Below are 20,615 nucleotides of genomic sequence, written 5' to 3' on the forward strand. Positions count from 1 at the left end.
AGAAATATGTATACAAATTTAGTACCCCGTTTTATCAAGTATGTTCAAACAGAAACGCAAAGTGATCCAACAAGCACAACGACACCTACAACACAAACACAGGTTGAATTTGCCAAAGTGCTAAAAAAAGAATTAGAAGAAATTGGTATGTCAGATGTCTTTTACAATGAATCTAACGGTTTCTTAATATCAACATTACCAAGCAATACTGATAAAGAAGTCAGAAGTATGGGATTTATCGCTCATATGGATACAGCAGACTTTAACGCGGTTGGGGTGAATCCTCAATTTGTTGAAAATTACGATGGAAAATCAGATATTTCTTTAGATAAAGCAGGAAAATTCAAATTAACGACAACTGATTTTCCAAATCTCTTAAATTATAAAGGTCAAACTTTAATTACGACAGATGGTTCTACACTTCTTGGAGCAGATGATAAATCAGGAATTGCTGAAATTATGACAGCAATGGAGTACTTAATTAACCACCCTGAAATTAAACATGGTAAAATAATGGTTGCTTTTGGACCAGACGAAGAAATCGGCATTGGCGCAGATAAATTTGACGTGAAAGAATTTGACGTTGACTTTGCTTACACCATGGATGGCGGACCTGTTGGCGAATTACAATTTGAAACTTTTAATGCCGCAGGTGCTGAAATTACCATTGAAGGTAAAAATGTTCACCCAGGTACAGCTAAGAACACAATGATTAACGCAATTCAAGTAGCCATAGATTTACAAAATGCTTTACCACAAGAAGAAGTACCTGAAAAAACAGATGGTTATCAAGGGTTCTTCCACTTATTAGATTTAAAAGGTATCCCTGATGAGGCTTCTATGTCTTATATTATCCGTGATCACGATATGGATAAATTTAAAGCAAGAAAAGCTTTATTACAATCAATTGTTGATAAATTTAATAAAGATTTCGGTCAAGATCGCATTAAATTAGAAATGAGTGATTCTTACTACAATATGGCAGAAGTTATCCAAAAAGACATGACTATTGTTGATTTAGTTGAAGAAGCTATGTTGAATTTAGACATCAAACCAAACAAAGAACCTGTTCGTGGTGGTACTGATGGCTCTAAAATCTCTTATATGGGACTTCCAACACCAAATATCTTTGCAGGTGGAGAAAATATGCATGGACGCTTTGAATTTGTAGCAGTTGAAAGTATGCAAAAAGCAACAGCCTTAATTGTTGAAATCGCAAAAGTGAATGCTGCTAAATAATATCTCAAAACAGGATTAGTAATAGACTAGTCCTGTTTTTTTGTGTGATAATAGCTTTATTTTTAAAGCTTTTTACGTTATGATGACATAAGTTATCATTTTAGAAAGGAGTTAGTTTATGTCTAACTTACTATCAATTATTGTTCCTTGTTATAATGAAGAACAAACAATCAACACATTTTATAATGAAGTCTTAAAAATAAAACCATTAATTCCACAAATTGAATTTGAATTTATTTTTGTCAATGATGGATCAAAAGATAAAACACTTAGTATGTTAAAACAACTTGAAAAAGAAGATCCTAATCAAGTCAAGTATCTTTCTTTTTCAAGAAACTTTGGAAAAGAAGCTGCCCTATATGCGGGATTAAGCTATGCCAGTGGTGAATTTATAACAGTAATGGATGTGGATTTACAAGATCCACCTTCTCTTTTACCTAAAATGTTTGAACTTTTGGAAAATGATCATGAGTTGGATTGCATTGGAACAAGAAGAGTCACAAGAGAAGGTGAGCCTAAGATCCGCTCTTTCTTTGCTAAAAGTTTTTATCGTGTGATTAATAAAATATCTGATGTTAATATTGTTGATGGCGCTCGTGATTTTAGGTTAATGAAGCGTCCTATGGTAGATGCTATTTTAGAGTTAAAAGAATACAATCGTTTTTCAAAAGGTTTATTTAGTTGGGTAGGATTTAATACATACTATTTAGAGTATGAAAATATTGAACGTAGTGAAGGCGATTCTTCATGGTCATTCTGGGAGCTATTTAAATACTCTCTAGATGGGATTATTGCGTTTTCTGTCTTTCCTTTAGTCTTATCTGCTTTTGTTGGACTGTTTTCATTTATAGTAGCTAGTGGCGCTTTAATTTTCTTCTTTATCCGAGCTGCTGTTTATGGTGATTCTACCAGTGGTTGGCCTTCGATGATTTGTATTATTTTAGCATTAGGCGGATTGCAGTTATTCTGCTTAGGAATTGTAGGTCAATATTTAGGAAAGACTTTTCTGGAAACAAAAAAAAGGCCGATATATATTTTAAAAGATAAAAGTGAGTCCATTTCAAAAGCAGAATAATAGTATATAAAAGTCGTAAAACATGAAAATGATTTACGACTTTTTATGGTTTAACAAAGTACATCGCCCCACAGCTATTTTTTCATTTTTATCATTAAAAATAGTCGCTTCCCAAACTTGAGTAGTGTTACCTACATGATTAGGTAGAGCAATTGTTGTTAAAATACCTTCTGAAATACCTTTAAGATGGTTCACTTGTAAATCAATCCCTACAACATAATCACTATCAGGTCCTTTATTAAGCATACCACCTAAACTTGCTGCTGTTTCGATTAAAACAGCGTTAATACCACCATGAACTAATCCAAAGGGTTGTTTATGGTGAGTATCAATTTCCATTTTTAAAACAATTTGTTCATTTGTTTGTTTGATTATTTTAATATTTAAATGTTCTAAAAAATTAATAGTTATTCACCTCTTTTTTGGGAGTATAACACATGATTTAGTTCATACAAACAAAATTCTTATGAAAATACTAAAAACAATGTATAATGAAAAAGTACAATTTTAAGGGGGAAGCAATTAATGAATAAATGGGAAACAATTAAAGAATATGAAGAAATTATTTTTTCCAGACTTGGAAAAATTGCTAAAATAAGTATTAATCGACCACATGTTCACAATGCTTTTACACCAAAAACAGTTTTTGAAATGATCGATGCTTTTTCGATCAGTCGTGATGACCAAAGTATTGGTGTTATCATCTTAACTGGAGAAGGTGACCTGGCTTTTTGTTCTGGTGGAGATCAAAAAGTTCGTGGAAATGGTGGCTACGTGGGGGAAGATAACATTCCTAGACTAAATGTCTTAGACTTACAGCGCTTAATTCGTGTCATTCCAAAACCTGTTATTGCAATGGTTAAGGGGTGGTCAATTGGTGGTGGTAATGTTTTACAATTAGTTTGTGATTTAACGATTGCTGCTGATAATGCTCAATTTGGACAAACTGGACCTAATGTTGGCAGTTTTGATGGTGGTTATGGAGCAGGTTATTTAGCTCGTAATATTGGGCATAAAAAAGCGAAGGAAGTTTGGTTTACGTGTCGCCAATATTCAGCACAGGAAGCTTTAGATATGGGATGGATCAATACGGTTGTTCCACTTGATCAAGTAGAAGAAGAGACAATTAGTTGGTGTGAAGAAATTTTACAAAAATCACCGTTGGCTTTACGTATGTTAAAAGCTGCTTTTAATGCAGATACAGATGGTTTGGCAGGAATTCAACAACTAGCTGGCGACTCGACTCTTTTATACTACACAATGAAAGAGGCACAAGAAGGTCGTGACGCATTCAAAGAAAAGCGTCAACCTGATTTTGATCAATTTCCAAAATTTCCTTAAAAAGAAGGCTAACTATGCAAACTTGGCTACAAACACAAGTTGCTAAAAACAGAAAAGGTATAGCGATTCGCTTTAATGACGAATTCTATACCTTTTCTGAAGTTTACGACTTGGTTAATATAAAAAAAAATAAACTAATTTCACTTATTGGTAATAACAAACGTGTTGCCTTAATTGGTAAAAATTCGTTGGAAATGTATTTTACTATCTTGAGTCTATGGGAACTTAATCGAGAAATTGTTTTCCTTAATTTTAGATTAACAAGGAAGGAACTTCTGTTTCAGTTAAATGAAGCTCAAACAAAGATCGTCCTAGGTGATGAAGAACAAAAAGAAAAACTCAAAAAAATTGCCTTTTACCCTTTTGAAAAAATAGATCAAATTTCAGTGATTCATTCAATTCAAAATGAAATACATACACCAACAAATAATGCTTCTATTATGTTCACTTCTGGTACCACAGGCAATCCAAAAGGAGTCATTCAAACATTTGATAATCACTATGCTAGTTGCATGGCAACACAAAAAAATTTAAAGCTATCGTCAGAAGACGAATGGGCTTGTGCAACACCTTTAATTCATATTAGTGGTTTATCTATTATTTGTCGGAGTTTAATTTTAGGCTTAACTGTTCATCTCATGTCTTCTTTTGATGAAATATACCTAACAAAAGAATTACAGAAAGGACAGATTACAGTTGTTTCTGTCGTTTCTGTGATGTTAGAGAAACTAATGTCTATCTACCCTAAAGAAGGCTATTCTGATAATTTTCGGATAATGCTTGTGGGAGGGGGCAGTGTTCCTCTTCATTTAATTGAAACTTGTCATAAGAATCATGTCTCAGTTGTTCAGTCTTTTGGTATGACTGAAACTTGTTCCCAGGTGATTGCTTTGAATGAACACGATGCTAAATCAAAAATAGGCGCTTCCGGTTTACCTTTAGAAGGAATTTCTTTAAAAATTGGAAATCCCAAAAATAGAATAGGGGAGATTTGGTTAAAAGGACCCCAAGTCATCACGAACTATTTAAAAGAAACTAAAGCATGGACTTCTGATGGTTGGTTTAAAACAGGGGATCTAGGCTATCTTGATGACGAAGGCTATCTTTATGTTAAAAGTCGTCTAAACGAACTAATTATCTCTGGTGGAGAAAACATCTATCCAGCTGAATTAGAACAAGCATTCCTTGAAAATGTAGAAATTCAAGAAATAGCTGTAGTCGGTAAAAAAGATATTACTTGGGGAGCAATTCCAATTGCTTTTATCGTTACTAATTTATCCGAAAAAGAGCTTGATTCATTCGGTCAAGATCGTTTAGCTAAATTTAAATTGCCAAAAGAATGGTATTTTTTGAAACAATTACCTAGAACGACTTCCGGTAAAATTAACAAAAGTCACTTAATGAAAGAGTTAAAAAAATATGAAAAAAGAACTAATTAATTTTGAGTTACCAGAAAAATTAAAAAATGAAATAATAACAGAACCCACACTGATAAGTTGGGTTTTTAATATAAATGCTGATCCATTAATTTCTGATTACGAGAGAACCAGTACCCACTATGCTGAACATTTTTATTTTGAAAATGCAACTGATAATAGCGGGATTTACGGTGTTGGCTCTCTTCCTGCAGTATTCACCAGAATTATAACAAATGCTTCTGTTGAAATGACAGGACCAATAGAAATGATTTCTGGGTTATTTGATGAAACCACTGATAGTTCTGAAATTTGGGGAGAACTCAGTCAAACAGTCACTTATTTACCTAAGATCATTCGAACCGAAAAACAGAATCAACAATGGGTAACCATTAATATGTTAGTTAATTCCACAGAAGATTTATTCGTTCAGTGGCAAGAAGAAATAAAAAATTTGTACCTATTTAGACAATTAGAACGACCATCGACTAAAAAAATTAATAAAATTTTGATCAAAGAAGAATTAAAAATTGAAGATTGGCTACAAGAGGTAGAATTATCTGTTGCCCATCTAAAATCATCTGAAACACTTAACAAAATTGTTTTAGCTAGACAACTGAAAATTATGACTGAAAAATCAATTAATCCAGTCGATGTGCTCAAAAGATTGAGAGCAGAGCAACCTGATACTTATCGTTTTGTCGTAGCTAAGAATCAATCTTATTTTATCGGTGCCACTCCTGAGCGGTTGCTTCAAGCAACTACAACAGACTATTCAACTGTTTGTGTTGCTGGATCAATCAAACGAGGTAAGACTTTAAAAGAAGATCAACAATTAGGTGATGGATTATTGAGTGATCAAAAAAATGTGATAGAACATCATTACGTAGTTCGCTGGTTGCAGGAAGAAATGACTAAATTAACAACCTCTTTAGATAAAAAAATACCTGTCTCGTTACTAAAAAATAGAGATATTCAGCATTTATTTTTACCTATTAAGGGAGAACGAAAAAAAGAAGTGACCTTTTCAGAGGGAATTGCGGCATTACATCCTTCACCGGCACTTGGGGGATTACCTAAAAAAGAAGCGATAAATTGGATTAAAAACCATGAGTATTATCCTAGAGGTTTATATGGTGGTCCTCTTGGGTGGCGAAATATTTTAGAGGACACTGGGGAAGTGGTTGTCGGCATTAGATCAGCTTATATTTGTGATAACCAAGCGATTCTCTATGCTGGTTGTGGTATTGTAGAGGATTCTATTGCTACATTAGAAAGAGAAGAAACAAAAGTTAAATTTCAACCGATGTTACGAGCGTTAGGAGGACAAATAAATGAGTGAGAGGCTGACCAGATTTTTAAAAGCAAGTATAGAAGGATTAAAAGATAGTGGAATTAAAGATGTGATTTTGTCTCCTGGTTCAAGATCAACGCCTTTAGCTATTATTTTACAACAAGATTCAGATTTTAAGGTCTATATGGATGTTGACGAGCGTTCAGCGGCATTTTTTGCATTAGGTTTAGCAAAAGTTAAACAAAAACCAGTTGCCTGTGTCTGCACATCGGGTACCGCCGCAGCTAATTATTTCCCGGCTATTTGTGAAGCCAAGGAGAGTCAAATTCCTTTGATTATCTTAACAACAGATCGTCCTCATGAATTGAGACATGTCGGGGCACCACAAACAATGGAACAAGTTCATCTCTATGGTGACAAAGTTAAATTTTCTATGGAATTTCCTTTAGCTGAAGAGGCTCCAAAAATGCTTCAATATAGTTATAACCAAATGTTTCAGTTAATTTCAAGAGCTGAAACAACACCCAAAGGACCAGTTCATGCTAATTTTCCTTTTAGAGAACCTTTAATTCCTAGTTTAGAAACTAAGTTACCTGAAATAAAACGAAAAAAACGGATGGTTGGAAAAAAGGTAGTCAATGATTTTCCAGAAGATGTGAGTAAATTATTCCAAGAAGAAAAAGGTCTGTTTTTATTAGGAGAAGTTACCGAATCGATCAACTTGGATAAATTAGTGTTATTAGCTGAAAGGTTAGGTTGGCCAATTTTTAGTGATAGCTTAGCTAATTTAAAAACAAGTGGGATTAAATCTTCCGTTATTATTAATCACCATGATTTGTTAATGAAACAAGTAGGACTTAATGAAGAACTGCAACCCAAAGTAATTATTCGACTAGGCCGGGCACTACTTTCCAAAAGTCTAAATCAATTTTTAGCTAATTACCAAGGCGAGTACTGTTTGATTGATGATTCGGGAATGATACTAGATTATTCAAATCAATGTAATCTAGTCATTGAATCAGACCATAATTCATGGTTAGAGGAAAGTATAAACCATGCTAAAATAACGGCTAAAACTAACTGGCTAAATACCTGGGTTATGCTAGATACGCAAATTAATCAAATTTTAATTAATACACCATTAATAAAAGAACATTCAGAAACAACAATTATAGCTGATATTTTAGCGAACACACCAGAAAAGGGCCAATTATTCATTTCTAATAGTATGCCAATTCGAGATGTTGATACTGTGTTGTCATGTACTACCCAAAAGTTTAATTTATTTGGGACACGTGGCATTAACGGAATTGATGGTATTTTATCATCTGCTTTTGGAATGGTTGCTAGTAATCCTGATGTTTGGAATGGCTTAATTATCGGAGATTTATCTTTTTTTCATAGTCTAAACGGATTAGCCGTCGGTAAAAATGAAGATTTACCTTTAACTATTTTTGTGATTAATAATGATGGTGGTGGCATTTTTTCTATGTTACCACAAGGAGAATTGCCAAAAGAAGTCTTTGAACCTTTATTCGGAACGCCACAATCTTTAAATATAGAAGCGTTAGCTAAAGGATTTGGTTATGATCATTTAAAAGTAGTTAATTTATCTGAATGGAAAAGTATATTACCAGAGATTATGGCTGAAAATAAATCTAGGATTGTTGAAATTGTTACTGATAGAGAAAATGAAATGACTAAACGAAAAGAAATGTCCCGAATAATCGATAACGAGTTAACGGTAGATATATTATGTTAACCATAAAAACAACAGTTGGAACGTACGCTATTCATTACCTAAATTCACAAAAGAAAAATCAAAAAACATTAATTTGTTTACATGGTTTTATGGGTGATCACACAACCTTTGATTTTTTAAAGAATAAAACTGATTGGAATATTATTGGAATTGATTTACTTGGTCATGGTCAATCAGAACAATCAACTCACGCTGAAAATTATCAACTGTATAGAATTGCCAATGCCTTAGAAGAAATTTTTAACGAACTAAAATTAGAACAAATTTATTTGCTAGGCTATTCTTTTGGTGGTCGTGTAGCACAGACTTATGCTTATCATTATCCTAAAAGAGTGGTTCATTTATTTTTAGAAAGTGCATCTATAGGACTTCGGAACGAAAAAGAGAAAGAACTGAGAAAAAATTCTGATCAAAAATTAGCTGAAAAATTAAATCAAATGGGAATGACTTCTTTTGTTGATTGGTGGCAAGACGATCCCTTATTTGCTAGTCAAAAATTATTACCACAAAGTATAGTAAGCAAAGAAATTACTACTAAAAAGAAGCAAAATGTACAATCAATGATACTTTCACTGCTATCAGGTTCAGTAGCTAATCAAGAATTTTTTTTAAAGACTGATTTATTTGATAACATACCTACGACTTTTATTGCTGGTAGTTTAGATCAAAAATACGTTCAAATTGGACAACAACTAAAAAAAGAAAAAAATATCCCTATAGTGGTTATCGAAAGTGTCGGTCATTGTGTTCACTTAGAAACTCCTGATTATTTTTATGATATTTTGTACGCTGTTATTGAGGATAAAAGAATTGAAATTAAGGATGTTTACGCCTATGAACATTCCTTAGATCTGTTGACTCCTTTTAGGACAAGTTATGGTGAACTAACTCAAAAAAAAACTGATATTTTCGTCATAGAATCATTTAATAAAACAAATGGTTATGGAGAATTGCTTAGTTTTGAAGCTCCTGATTATATTGAAGAAACTTTAGAAAATGATCGGCTTATTATTAAAAACTATTTAATCCCTCTACTAAAAAAACAAGTTTTATACTCACCTCGTCAAATAAGAGACCTATTTTTACCTGTTAAAGGAAATCAAATGGCAAAAGCAGCACTTGAGACGGCTATTTGGGATCTTTTTGCTAAAGAAAGAAAAATTTCTTTAGCTGAATATATTGGTTTGCCAAATAAACCAATCTCAGTTGGTGTGAGCATTGGTATCCAAAAAGACGAAGCAACCCTTTTAAAGGTGGTAAAAGAATACGTTCAACAGGGATATACTCGGATAAAAATTAAAATTAACAAAGGAAAAGATATTAGTTACATTAGAAATGTTAGAGAAGCTTTTCCTGACTTAATTATTATGGTTGATGCCAACTCTGCTTATCATTTATCTGATGAAAAACTGTTAAAGCAGTTTGATAATTTTTCGTTAGCGATGATCGAGCAACCTCTTGGGACGAGTGATTTTTACGAACATGCTCTTTTACAAAAAAAAATCAACACACCTATTTGTTTAGATGAAAATATTCGATCACTAAGTGATGTTAAATTAGCCCATACTTTAGGAAGTTGTCAAAGTATTAATTTAAAAATTCCTCGAGTGGGTGGTCTGACAGAATGTTTAGATATATTAGAATACACTCACAACACTAATCTTTCTATCTGGATAGGTGGTATGCTTGAGTCTGGTGTCGGTCGCAGTTTGAATCTAATCATAGCCAATCATCCATCATTTACATTACCAGGCGATTTATCAGCCTCTAATCGTTACTATAAAGAAGATGTTATTATTGAGGAATTTAGCCTTAAAAGGGGTAGAATGAGAGCTTTAGAGAGTGATGGAATCGGGGTTACTTTAAAAGAAGTCGATAGAAAAAAAATTAATTATTGGTTTTAATATCTTTAGAATCCTCTAATCAATCACGTTTAGTATTTGTGATTGTTAGAGGATTATTTTTTGAAAAATTTATAAAAAATAATAGCATATCGTTTGACCATTTTTGACCAATGGAGTAAAATGTAATCATAAGTTAAAGGAGGAATGACAATGAACATCGAAAAAATGACAACAACTTTACAACAATCAATCGCAGAAGCACAACAAATAGCGATGGTTAGACAACAACAAAATATAGACATTGTCCATTTATGGAAAATATTCCTACAACCTAATCACTTTGCTAGAAACTTATATAGTGGTTTAGGTCTTAACGTTGAGTTATTTGAACAAGTAATTGATCAAGAAATAGACAAATTACCGCAAGTTAGTGGTAGTAACATACAGTATGGACAAAATTTAAGTCAAAATTTATTTAATTTACTTCAAGAAGCAGATAAAATTAGAGAAAAATTAGGGGATGACTTTTTAGCAACAGAAGTCATTGTGGCCGCGTTAATGAAATTAAAAAACCATCCACTAACTAAGTATCTATTAAGTCAACAAATTACAGAAGAAAGAATCAATGAAAAAATATTAACCATTAGAGGAGGGGACCGTGTGACTTCTCAAAATCAAGAAGAACAATATGAGGCTTTAGAAAAATATGCTACTAACATGGTTGAAGCTGTAAAAAGTGGCAAGCAAGACCCAATTATTGGGCGAGATGAAGAAATTCGTGATGTCATCCGAATTCTTTCAAGAAAAACAAAGAATAATCCCGTTCTAATTGGAGAACCTGGTGTAGGTAAAACAGCTATTATCGAAGGTTTAGCGCAACGAATCGTCAAAAAAGATGTCCCAGAAAATTTAAAAGATAAAACTATTTTTTCATTAGATATGGGAGCATTAATTGCTGGTGCTAAATTTAGAGGTGAGTTTGAGGAGCGTTTAAAAGCAGTCCTTAAAGAAGTGAAAAAAAGTGAAGGACAGATTATTCTGTTTATTGATGAAATTCATACTATTGTCGGTGCTGGTAAGACTGAAGGTAGTATGGATGCAGGAAACTTACTTAAACCGATGCTTGCTCGTGGTGAGTTGCATTGTATCGGTGCAACAACTTTAGACGAATACCGAGAATATATGGAAAAAGATAAAGCCTTAGAACGTCGATTCCAAAAAGTTTTAGTCAAAGAACCGACTGAAGAGGATACTATTAGTATTTTACGTGGGTTGAAAGAACGTTTTGAAATTCACCATGGTGTTAATATTCATGATAATGCTTTAGTTGCAGCTACAACACTTTCTAGTCGTTACATTACAGATCGTTATTTACCAGATAAAGCGATTGATTTAGTGGATGAAGCATGTGCGACCATTCGTGTTGAGATGAACTCTATGCCAACAGAGCTAGATCAAGTAACCAGACGACTCATGCAATTAGAAATTGAAGAAGCAGCTCTGAAAAAAGAAGAGGACGATGCTAGTAAAAAAAGGTTAAGTCTACTTCAAGAAGAGCTATCAGAATTACGTGAAGAAACAAATACTTTGAAAATGCAGTGGGAAACTGAAAAAGAAGAAGTCGATAAAGTCAATAAAAAACGGACTGAAATTGATGCTGCTAAAACGCAGTTAGAAAATGCTGAAAGTAACTATGACTTAGAAGAAGCAGCTGTTTTGAGACATGGAACCATTCCTAAATTACAGCAAGAATTAAAAGAGTTGGAAGCAAAAGAAGATAACAGTGATACTAAAATGGTTCAAGAAGTTGTTACTGATAAAGAAATTGCTACTGTTGTCGGACGTCTCACAGGGATTCCCGTTTCTAAATTAGAAGAAGGGGAGCGAGAAAAGATATTGCGACTTAATCACACCTTGCATGAGCGTGTGATTGGACAAGATGAAGCTGTGGATGCTGTGTCAGATGCTGTTATTCGTTCACGTGCAGGTCTTCAAGATCCAAATCGACCATTAGGCTCATTTCTGTTCTTAGGACCAACTGGTGTCGGTAAAACAGAGCTTGCTAAATCATTAGCGGAAAATCTTTTTGATTCGGAAGAACACATGGTCCGTATTGATATGAGTGAGTACATGGAGAAACATAGTGTCTCTCGTCTTGTTGGGGCACCTCCTGGCTATATTGGTTATGAAGAAGGAGGACAATTAACGGAAGCTGTTAGAAGAAGCCCTTACACAATCGTCTTACTAGATGAAATCGAAAAAGCACATCCTGATGTCTTCAATATTTTACTGCAAGTTTTAGACGATGGTCGTTTGACCGATTCTAAGGGTCGTGTAGTAGATTTTAAAAATACAGTATTAATTATGACAAGTAATATCGGTTCACAATTATTACTAGAGGGCGTTTCTGAAGAAGGTCAAATCTCTAGCGAAACATCAGATGCCGTTATGACGATGCTTAAAGCTCATTTCAAACCAGAATTCTTGAATCGAATTGATGATACGATTTTATTCACACCTTTAAGTTTAGACAACGTAAAAGAAATAATTGTTAAAATGATCCGACAATTAACTAAACGTCTAAGTGATCAAGACATTTATTTAGAGATGTCTGATACCGCTAAAACCTGGATTGCCGAACAAGCATATGATCCGATTTACGGTGCTCGTCCAATTAAACGATTCTTGACAAAAGAGGTCGAAACACCATTGGCAAAAGAAATTGTTGGTGGAAAAATTCCGCCAAAAACAAAAGTCATCATTGAGTTAGTTGACAATCAGTTAGACTTTTATAAAGAGTCAGTAGAATAAAGATAAAACACGTGCTAAAAAGAGTGAAATATAGCTCTTTCTAGCACGTGTTTTTTTGTTTTACTATTCCTATCAGAAGTAGTCACTAAAATAAGCTTCTTGATCAGGGATAATTCTTTCTAAAGTTCTCAAGGTTTCTTTATCCGTCTTTAATCGCTCAATTCTATAAAGATAAGAAGGTCGCTTATAGCTCATAAATAAAGCAGCCATCGTCTGAACATCAATCTGAACAGGATTTCCAATTGGCTCGTCGGTAATCGTTAAGTCATCGTTTTCATCCCAAATCAAACCAAAGACTCGGTTATTCCATTCAGCTATCGGATCTTCAACCACAAAATGGAATGGTTTTCCTGTTGTGATGAACGGATACGATTCAATAAATTTTTCTACATCGACAATCCTAGCCATAAAATAAGGTTCGATCGTTTCTTTAATCTCGCTATCATCAAATAGAAAGGCAATCGGTTCATTTTTATAAGTTTCTCCTTGAACTAATTCAACCATTGAAAAATGAGCAGAAACAAAATTCCACAAACCATGTCGAGCTTCTTGATTCAAGTAGAACATTTCTTTGATATGAAAAATTTCTTCAGCAATCCAGTAAAAACAAACTCCTTGCGGTTCACCTTCACGATTATAATAAATGGCCGCAGTTCTTTCTTCTTCGTTTTCCCAACGCCAATATTCTTCCCAATTTAAATCTTGTCTAATCATCGTTCCATGATTGACCTCCGCAAATTGATCATAAACTTTAAAGACATCCTCATGATGAATATCTTCACGTTCCACATAACCAGGGACTTCAACACGTTTAGGAAGTTGGGTATCTTTAATTTCAAAGGTTACCTTATCTGACATGATTTCCCAACCTTTACGACGGTAATAGGGAATGCTGTAAGGATAAAGATAAGAAATCCATTGTTCATTTTCACGCATTTTCTTAAGTCCTAAACCGATTAAATCACTCATTAAACCAAAATTAGAGTATTCAGGATAGGTTCCAACACCTGTCACTCCTGCCATTTTATAAACAGAATCATGAATATTCACTTCACAAGGATAAATGGCTAATTGAGATATTAAACGTTCTTCATGAGTAAACCAACCATACACGTCAGCTTCACGAAGAACAGGACGTTTAGCACGAATAATTTCTGATTCGTCTTCATAGCCACCTTCTTCAATATCTGAATCAGTTACTTGGAAGACATAACGAAGTAACTCATTGAATTGTTTGATGTGTTTTAATTCAACTTTTTTTAAAATTAACGAATCTTTAATTTCTTTTTTATCCATTTTTTAGGCTCCTAAAATTGTTTTCCTAATTATTATAGCAAACTCCTTCTTAAAATACTTTAAAAACTGCTTAAAGCTTGGTATAATTAAAAATGCTGATTGAAAAGAAAGTAGGAGATATATATGAATTTGAATGAGATGAAAAAAAGGCAAGAATCTATTCGTAATTTCTCCATCATAGCACATATTGACCATGGTAAATCCACTTTGGCCGACCGTATTTTACAACACACAGATACTGTATCTGATCGTGAAATGCAAGATCAATTATTAGATTCAATGGATTTAGAAAGAGAACGCGGCATTACAATTAAATTGAATGCTGTGGAACTAACATACAATGCGAAAGATGGAAACGAGTATATTTTTCACTTAATCGACACACCAGGACACGTGGATTTCACGTATGAAGTATCAAGAAGTTTAGCCGCTTGTGAGGGTGCTGTTTTAGTGGTTGATGCCGCTCAAGGAATTGAAGCTCAAACACTAGCTAATGTTTATTTAGCAGTGGATAATGATTTAGAAATTTTACCAGTTATTAATAAAATTGACTTACCAGCAGCAGATCCTGAAAGAGTTCGTGGTGAAATCGAAGAAGTTATTGGGATTGACGCTACAGATGCTGTACTTGCGAGCGCTAAAGCAGGGATCGGTATCGAGGATATTCTAGAACAAATTGTGGAAAATGTACCCGCACCAGATGGTGATTTAGAAGCACCTTTAAAAGCTTTAATTTTTGACTCTGTTTATGATTCGTATCGTGGTGTCGTATTAAATGTTCGTGTCATGGATGGTGTTGTCAAACCGGGAGATATTATCCAATTAATGCAAAATGGGAAAGAATATGAAGTTACAGAAGTAGGTATTTTTTCACCTAAAACAATTGCACGAGATTTTCTTATGGTAGGTGACGTTGGTTATATTACTGCCAGTATTAAAAATATCCAAGATACACAAGTAGGGGATACAGTAACTTTAGCCAACAACCCTGCAAGTGAACCTCTAAAAGGGTATCGAAAGATGAATCCGATGGTGTATTGTGGTTTATATCCAATTGATACATCAAAATATACTGATTTAAGAGAAGCTCTAGAAAGATTACAATTAAATGATTCAGCTCTAGAATTTGAACCAGAAACATCACAAGCACTTGGTTTTGGTTTCCGTTGTGGGTTCTTAGGTTTACTTCATATGGATGTTATTCAAGAGCGTTTAGAACGTGAATTTAATTTAGATCTAATTACAACAGCCCCGTCTGTAATTTATCATGTAAATAAAACAAATGGCGAAAAAATTATTGTTGATAATCCGGCTGATTTCCCAGAACCTAGTATGATTGATACTGTAGAAGAGCCTTTTGTTAAAGCTCAAATTATGGTTCCTAATGAATACGTAGGAGCTGTTATGGAAATTTCTCAACGTAAACGTGGGGAATTTATCACAATGGATTATTTAGATGAGTACCGTGTTAATGTGGTTTATAATATTCCTTTATCAGAAATTGTTTTTGATTTCTTTGATAAATTAAAATCAGGAACAAAAGGATATGCTTCACTTGATTATGAATTAACCGGTTATCGCTCAAGTAATTTAGTTAAGATGGACATCCTTCTTAATGCAGAAAACGTGGATGCTTTAAGCTTTATCGTTCATAAAGATTTCTCTTACGAACGTGGTAAAGCAATCGTTGATAAATTGAAAAAATTAATTCCAAGACAACAATTCGAAGTGCCTATTCAAGCAGCTATTGGGACTAAAATTGTAGCTCGTACAGATATTAAAGCACTACGTAAAAACGTATTAGCTAAATGTTATGGTGGGGATATCTCACGTAAACGTAAACTTCTTGAAAAACAAAAAGATGGTAAGAAACGGATGAAACAAATCGGTTCAGTTGAAGTTCCACAAGAAGCCTTCATGGCAGTTCTTAAGATGGACGAGGACGAAGGTAAGAAGAAATAAGGGTTTGTGATAACTGAAAAAGCAAAAACTTTCGATAAAATGATATCGAAAGTTTTTTGCTTTTAAATATACAAAATAGTAGTAACCACTAAAACAATACAATTAGATAAACTGATGAATAACTTCTAATACTTCATTTTTATAATTCAAAATATTTAATGGAGAAGTGACTTCAATGATTGTTCGTTCAGGATTATTTAGTTCAATTCTTTTATTAGATGAAGAATCATAATATCGTAGTATCCATTTCCTAATATTATCATCCAATAAAACATTGAAATAACTGCGATTATCTCTATAAAATAATCTTTCGATATCTATAACCTCATTTAACAATACTTTAACTGCTGTGAACGCTTCTAATTCTTCAGGAGTTGTTACAATATTTGAGTCATCTAATATAGATGATTTTACTTCAGTTTCTTTTGATTCAACTTCTTTTACTTCAACAGATGTATTAAGAGCGGAAGATAATTTTTCATTAACAAGTTCTGTAATAATTTGATTTAAACCTTTTTTAACAATAGGTGTAAATTTATCGATAATTTGTTTTGTTTTAACGCCATCATAGATATTATTAGATAAAAATCTAACGAAATCTTCTGAAGGTGTTTCAAATTGTTCATCCATATAGAATTTCAAAGCATTTATATATTTTAATTCAGAAGCACTACTTACTATTTCATTAATATCAAAATTATTTTTACTAAATTTAAGAATTTCTGGAATTTGAGATTCTTTTAATGATGATATATTAAAGGTTAAAAAAGGGATATTATCCATTTTATTTGTTTGCTCTAAATCTGTATAAAAACGGTACTCTTGACCATTTGTCAAAATACTGAATTTAGCATTTGTTGTTCCAAAATATCTGAATAGTTGTGAATCATGTTTATTTAATTTTTCAGTTATTGCCTTTGCTTCAATCAGAATAGTGAGTGTATTGTCTACAACAATAGCATAGTCAACTTTTTCTCCTTTTTTTATACCAACATCTGCTGTAAATTCTGGAATAAATTCCAAAGGATTAAATACATCATAACCTAACAAGCTAAAAAAAGGCATGATCAAAGATGTTTTTGTCGCTTCTTCTGTTGTAATCTTTTCTTTTAAAGCGCTTACTTTTTTACCTAATGTTTTTAATGCTTCTTTTTGATTTTCCTTTTCCATACATATATCCTCCAAATTCTCTCTTTATTACTAAACATATTAAATAACTACGCCTATAATTATATCATTATTTTTAAATAAAAAGGATAAAATTTGACTAGTCCTTTATTTTTTTGTAGATAATAAATCTGTAAAATATCATTTTTTATTAAAATCAGCTAAAAATTTAATTAGAATATACCGATAATAAATATAAGAATCTTTTTTAGAAAGGAAGGTTAAAATGAGAAATAATAAAAAATTATTTTTATTGATGGTTCTTTTAATGGGCATTGTTACAAATTTTTCACTGTCGATTAATACCATTAGTGCTTTTGCAGAAAACAATCGTAAAACAGAAGCAGAACAGGAACAGGATATAAATACTTTAGAATCTACGTCACCATCTCAAGAAAATCAAATGGAACATTTATCAGAAAAAATAATTGGCAATTCTATTAAGAATCTTGATATAAGAACTAATGAAGAATTTTTTACATCCAAAACAGACAATAATACATCTGAGAGAACAATTAAAAAAAGGATCACTACTTTAGAAGATAATAATACGGGAGAAAAAAGAAAAAACAAACTATTTTACATTGGTATGATAATTATTATATTCACTATCACCAATTATAATCTTAGAAAAAATAAACATTCAGAAAAGTGAGTTTCTTTGTGTCATCTTCCTATATATATACATAAACTAAAAATGGTAGTACAGTCTTTTATTTGATAAAATGTATTTAATAAAACATACAGAGAGAGGTCATATTATATGATGAAATTAGTTGTTATCACTGGAGCAGGTAGTGGACTGGGTGCTGAATTAGCCAAAGAATATTCAAAAGAAGGCAATCATGTTGTCCTACTTGGCAGAAGTATGGACAAACTAAAAAATATTCAAAACCAATTAGAACATACTACTTGCTATTCTGTAGATGTTTCTAAGAAAGAATCTGTCTCCAATATATTTCGGGCTATAGAGAATACGTTAGGAAAAATTGATATTTTAATTAACGCTGCCGGTCTTGGCTCATTTGATTTAGCTGAAAACATTCCAGAATTAGCTATTCACCAAATGATTGATACTAATTTAAAAGGCACTATTTTTTGTACACAAGAAGTATTGCCTATGATGAAAGAAAATAATAGTGGCTTAGTTATTAATATCGTTTCAACAGCCGGACTTCAAGGTAAAATAAATGAATCTGTTTATTGTGCTAGTAAATTTGGTGTTAAAGGTTTTACAGAGAGCCTTAATTTAGAACTTAAAACAACTGATATTAGTATTTGTGGTGTTTATATGGGTGGTATGGAAACTGATTTTTGGGAAGGTATTCTAACAAATGAAAAAACAAGCCGCTTCATGAAACCTTCTGATGTTGCTAGTCTTATTTCAGCAAATATGAAACAAAACATAATCCCCTCTGAAATAGTTATTAAAAGTAAATAATATATTAACATCAAATACCTCATATCAAAGAAACTAATTATTTTAGTATTTTATTGAATTAAAACATATCGACTTGATTCATCGTCTCCAGAATTTTAAATTATTTCAGTGTTCGATATAATTTGTAAACTAGTGGCTTTCCCATCGACGTTTAGTTGGATTGTACTACTAGCTTGATCATATTGACAATAATTGAGTACTCAACTCTCTATCAGTTCCTGGACCAACACCGCTCGTCGACCAATGACCATCTTCATGAATATAAATATTACTACCTGATTGTGGAACTGCCATCTACCTGTTAAAGAAACCATTTTATCTAGCGCAATTTGTTCGTTGTTCACTGAACTTATGCTTGTGTATTCTTTACTGCTTTCTTGAGTCGTACTAGATGATATTTTTGTCGTCGAACTACTTGTTTTTACTTCAACTTTTTTCTCATTATTTTCTCCCTTTTTAGCAGTCCCTAAGATATAACCTGCTCCAAAAAAAGATATTATAACAAAGAATAGGGAAGGAATACATGGTGATTATTAAGCGCCAAAATAACTAGAAAAATAAAAAACACTGACCTTTTTAACTTCCCAAGCATTTGTAGGTCCGGTTGCTGAACTAACGGGTGTAGGATCTAAAAAGTAATATTTTATATTCTCTCCATCTTGAAATGAATAGTTAATTTTTGAATGAAGCGCCTCTTTAGGAAATCCGTGAAGCATTACCGTAAATCTTAAAGATCGATTGGAGTTAGCATGAATAAATATAAATAGGGCAGTCACAATGACTAGCACTGTATAAATTAGTTTCTATTTCAAAATAAATTACTCCTTAATAATAGCTATCTTTTATTCCCACGATTTTTATTATACCCTTTCTCATAAGCACCAAATACTTTAATCGCATGTCTTTCTAGGTCATTTAAATTATCATAAGGACTTAAATCTAATGAAATTGTTCGAATCTTAAATTCATCTCCATATTTATAATCCGCATAAACATCTCCATTCCCTTTAAAATGATTGCCAATTCTATCTAACACTTTAATACTTTGTCCAACATAAATTAAATCTTTACTTATATTATGAAGGATGTAGACACCAGAAAAATTTTGAGTATTAGCATGTCGTGCTTTTTCACCATATAATTTTTTATTTCTTAATTCTAAGTACTCTTTAGGTGTTAATTCTAAAGAGTTATCAGCTAAACTATGAATTGTTCGATTTATTTTTTGCGCTTGCTTTATTTGGATAGTAAATTTTAATATATGTAAAGATAAACCAAATAAAAATGTTATTCCCAAAATTTTCATTAACTCAGTATTTAAAAAAATTGTTTTAAAAATTTCCATTTTACCCAACTCCTATAATTCTATTATTTCACTTAATAATATACGATAACCAAATAAAAAAAACACTATCTCAACAGATTTCTCCATTGAAATAATGTTTTTATTCTTAATAAACTACTTTAAAACCGCCATAGCCAATGCTTGTTGAACGGCAGTAATATTTTTATCTTTTCTAAATTGCAGTGACTCTGCTGGTTCAACACCACTTGAAATCCAAATTTTAAGTTCAGCATCTAAATCAAAATGTCCTGATGTTTCAACACTGAATCGTGAAATACTATGGTAAGGAATTGATTTGTAAGAACATTTTTTCCCAGTCATTCCTTGTTTATCAACAATAATTAAGCGTGAGTCTGTAAAAACAATTAAATCTCTTACTAATTTGAAAGCAAGATCAATAGTTTCTCCAGATATTAAAACTGTTTCTAATTCTCTTTCAACTTCTGAGTGTTTCACTTGGCTCGCGTTCCCCATTAATCCATCAAATAATCCCATAAAAATCCTCATTTCTATTGATTTAAATTTCTGTGTTAAATGTATTTATTATAAAATTAGTATTAATAATAACTATCATTTTAACATTATGACTGTATTTTAATCATAAGTCAAATTAACAAATTTCA

17 protein-coding genes are annotated in these 20,615 nt (G+C 32.4%); 11 read left to right on the forward strand and 6 right to left on the reverse strand.

All coding sequences use genetic code 11. From position 1 onward, the window contains the following. The first annotated feature begins 6 nt into the window (after window positions 1–6). Both pepT and FM121_RS06640 read left to right on the forward strand, forming a co-directional pair. Window positions 7–1,239: a peptidase T gene (gene pepT, locus FM121_RS06635; protein WP_086951387.1), complete on the forward strand. Its 1,233-nt coding sequence runs from the start codon at window positions 7–9 to the stop codon at window positions 1,237–1,239. A gap of 118 nt (window positions 1,240–1,357) precedes the next feature. Beyond that, entirely contained in the window at window positions 1,358–2,314 is a 957-nt protein-coding gene (locus tag FM121_RS06640) for a glycosyltransferase family 2 protein (RefSeq protein ID WP_086951388.1), read from the forward strand. 33 nt (window positions 2,315–2,347) lie between these two features. Here the strand turns inward: FM121_RS06640 and FM121_RS06645 are convergent, their stop codons facing one another. Next, window positions 2,348–2,719, reverse strand: a complete 372-nt coding sequence (locus tag FM121_RS06645) for a hotdog fold thioesterase (RefSeq protein WP_086951389.1) — start codon at window positions 2,717–2,719, stop codon at window positions 2,348–2,350. 120 nt (window positions 2,720–2,839) lie between these two features. Here FM121_RS06645 and menB point away from each other — a divergent pair, with 120 nt between their 5' ends. From menB to clpB, 6 genes are all read left to right on the forward strand, one after another. Further along, a complete protein-coding gene (gene menB, locus FM121_RS06650; RefSeq protein ID WP_086951390.1) occupies window positions 2,840–3,655 on the forward strand; it encodes a 1,4-dihydroxy-2-naphthoyl-CoA synthase in 816 nt (271 codons plus the stop codon). Between the two features lie 14 nt (window positions 3,656–3,669). Beyond that, a complete protein-coding gene (menE, locus tag FM121_RS06655; RefSeq protein ID WP_086951391.1) occupies window positions 3,670–5,094 on the forward strand; it encodes an o-succinylbenzoate--CoA ligase in 1,425 nt (474 codons plus the stop codon). After that, window positions 5,075–6,412 carry an isochorismate synthase gene (locus FM121_RS06660; protein ID WP_086951392.1) on the forward strand — a complete coding sequence of 446 codons (1,338 nt, stop codon included), beginning with the start codon at window positions 5,075–5,077 and terminating at the stop codon, window positions 6,410–6,412. The genes menE and FM121_RS06660 overlap by 20 nt, the downstream gene beginning before the upstream one ends. After that, window positions 6,405–8,126: a 2-succinyl-5-enolpyruvyl-6-hydroxy-3-cyclohexene-1-carboxylic-acid synthase gene (gene menD / locus FM121_RS06665; RefSeq protein WP_086951393.1), complete on the forward strand. Its 1,722-nt coding sequence runs from the start codon at window positions 6,405–6,407 to the stop codon at window positions 8,124–8,126. Before FM121_RS06660 ends, menD begins: the two co-directional genes overlap by 8 nt. Continuing rightward, complete coding sequence (menC, locus tag FM121_RS06670; RefSeq protein ID WP_086951394.1) at window positions 8,120–10,030, forward strand: o-succinylbenzoate synthase; 1,911 nt, start codon at window positions 8,120–8,122, stop codon at window positions 10,028–10,030. Before menD ends, menC begins: the two co-directional genes overlap by 7 nt. 150 nt (window positions 10,031–10,180) lie before the next feature. Further along, window positions 10,181–12,781, forward strand: a complete 2,601-nt coding sequence (gene clpB, locus FM121_RS06675; RefSeq protein WP_086951395.1) for an ATP-dependent chaperone ClpB — start codon at window positions 10,181–10,183, stop codon at window positions 12,779–12,781. 72 nt (window positions 12,782–12,853) lie between these two features. Here clpB and FM121_RS06680 read toward each other — a convergent pair whose 3' ends face one another. After that, window positions 12,854–14,077 carry a GNAT family N-acetyltransferase gene (locus FM121_RS06680; RefSeq protein ID WP_086951396.1) on the reverse strand — a complete coding sequence of 408 codons (1,224 nt, stop codon included), beginning with the start codon at window positions 14,075–14,077 and terminating at the stop codon, window positions 12,854–12,856. Between the two features lie 123 nt (window positions 14,078–14,200). On the opposite strand from FM121_RS06680, the gene lepA reads away from it, so the two are divergent. Further along, window positions 14,201–16,039, forward strand: coding sequence for a translation elongation factor 4 (gene lepA / locus FM121_RS06685; protein ID WP_086951397.1), 1,839 nt, complete (start codon window positions 14,201–14,203; stop codon window positions 16,037–16,039). A 102-nt stretch (window positions 16,040–16,141) separates the two neighbouring features. Here the strand turns inward: lepA and FM121_RS06690 are convergent, their stop codons facing one another. Next, a complete protein-coding gene (locus FM121_RS06690; protein WP_086951398.1) occupies window positions 16,142–17,209 on the reverse strand; it encodes a type I restriction endonuclease in 1,068 nt (355 codons plus the stop codon). Window positions 17,210–17,432: 223 nt separating this feature from the next. Between FM121_RS06690 and FM121_RS06695 the strand changes: the two genes are divergently transcribed. Together FM121_RS06695 and FM121_RS06700 are read left to right on the forward strand one after the other, a co-directional pair. Beyond that, entirely contained in the window at window positions 17,433–17,861 is a 429-nt protein-coding gene (locus FM121_RS06695) for a hypothetical protein (protein ID WP_086951399.1), read from the forward strand. A gap of 108 nt (window positions 17,862–17,969) precedes the next feature. Beyond that, complete coding sequence (locus FM121_RS06700) at window positions 17,970–18,647, forward strand: SDR family oxidoreductase (RefSeq protein WP_086951400.1); 678 nt, start codon at window positions 17,970–17,972, stop codon at window positions 18,645–18,647. Between the two features lie 533 nt (window positions 18,648–19,180). Here FM121_RS06700 and FM121_RS06705 read toward each other — a convergent pair. The 3 genes from FM121_RS06705 to FM121_RS06715 form a co-directional block, all read right to left on the reverse strand. Beyond that, a complete protein-coding gene (locus FM121_RS06705) occupies window positions 19,181–19,363 on the reverse strand; it encodes a hypothetical protein (protein ID WP_143597066.1) in 183 nt (60 codons plus the stop codon). A gap of 119 nt (window positions 19,364–19,482) precedes the next feature. After that, entirely contained in the window at window positions 19,483–19,992 is a 510-nt protein-coding gene (locus FM121_RS06710; RefSeq protein WP_218778618.1) for a GIY-YIG nuclease family protein, read from the reverse strand. Between the two features lie 114 nt (window positions 19,993–20,106). After that, window positions 20,107–20,487 (reverse strand): PH domain-containing protein, encoded by a 381-nt coding sequence (locus FM121_RS06715; protein WP_086951402.1) that lies wholly within the window; start codon window positions 20,485–20,487, stop codon window positions 20,107–20,109. Window positions 20,488–20,615: the final 128 nt, after the last annotated feature.

The sequence above is a fragment of the Vagococcus fluvialis bH819 genome, from assembly GCF_900163795.1.
In the GTDB taxonomy this organism is placed as follows: Bacteria; Bacillota; Bacilli; order Lactobacillales; family Vagococcaceae; genus Vagococcus; species Vagococcus fluvialis_A.

Coding starts and splice junctions, on each gene's coding strand:
- menB (WP_086951390.1), top strand. CDS start 2,840: ATGAATAAATGGGAAACAATTAAAGAATATGAAGAAATTATTTTTTCC.
- FM121_RS06660 (WP_086951392.1), top strand. CDS start 5,075: ATGAAAAAAGAACTAATTAATTTTGAGTTACCAGAAAAATTAAAAAAT.
- FM121_RS06680 (WP_086951396.1), bottom strand. CDS start 14,077: ATGGATAAAAAAGAAATTAAAGATTCGTTAATTTTAAAAAAAGTTGAA.
- FM121_RS06710 (WP_218778618.1), bottom strand. CDS start 19,992: ATGGAAATTTTTAAAACAATTTTTTTAAATACTGAGTTAATGAAAATT.
- lepA (WP_086951397.1), top strand. CDS start 14,201: ATGAATTTGAATGAGATGAAAAAAAGGCAAGAATCTATTCGTAATTTC.
- FM121_RS06700 (WP_086951400.1), top strand. CDS start 17,970: ATGATGAAATTAGTTGTTATCACTGGAGCAGGTAGTGGACTGGGTGCT.
- clpB (WP_086951395.1), top strand. CDS start 10,181: ATGAACATCGAAAAAATGACAACAACTTTACAACAATCAATCGCAGAA.
- menE (WP_086951391.1), top strand. CDS start 3,670: ATGCAAACTTGGCTACAAACACAAGTTGCTAAAAACAGAAAAGGTATA.
- FM121_RS06695 (WP_086951399.1), top strand. CDS start 17,433: ATGAGAAATAATAAAAAATTATTTTTATTGATGGTTCTTTTAATGGGC.
- FM121_RS06715 (WP_086951402.1), bottom strand. CDS start 20,487: ATGGGATTATTTGATGGATTAATGGGGAACGCGAGCCAAGTGAAACAC.
- menD (WP_086951393.1), top strand. CDS start 6,405: ATGAGTGAGAGGCTGACCAGATTTTTAAAAGCAAGTATAGAAGGATTA.
- pepT (WP_086951387.1), top strand. CDS start 7: ATGTATACAAATTTAGTACCCCGTTTTATCAAGTATGTTCAAACAGAA.
- FM121_RS06640 (WP_086951388.1), top strand. CDS start 1,358: ATGTCTAACTTACTATCAATTATTGTTCCTTGTTATAATGAAGAACAA.
- menC (WP_086951394.1), top strand. CDS start 8,120: ATGTTAACCATAAAAACAACAGTTGGAACGTACGCTATTCATTACCTA.
- FM121_RS06690 (WP_086951398.1), bottom strand. CDS start 17,209: ATGGAAAAGGAAAATCAAAAAGAAGCATTAAAAACATTAGGTAAAAAA.
- FM121_RS06705 (WP_143597066.1), bottom strand. CDS start 19,363: ATGCTTCACGGATTTCCTAAAGAGGCGCTTCATTCAAAAATTAACTAT.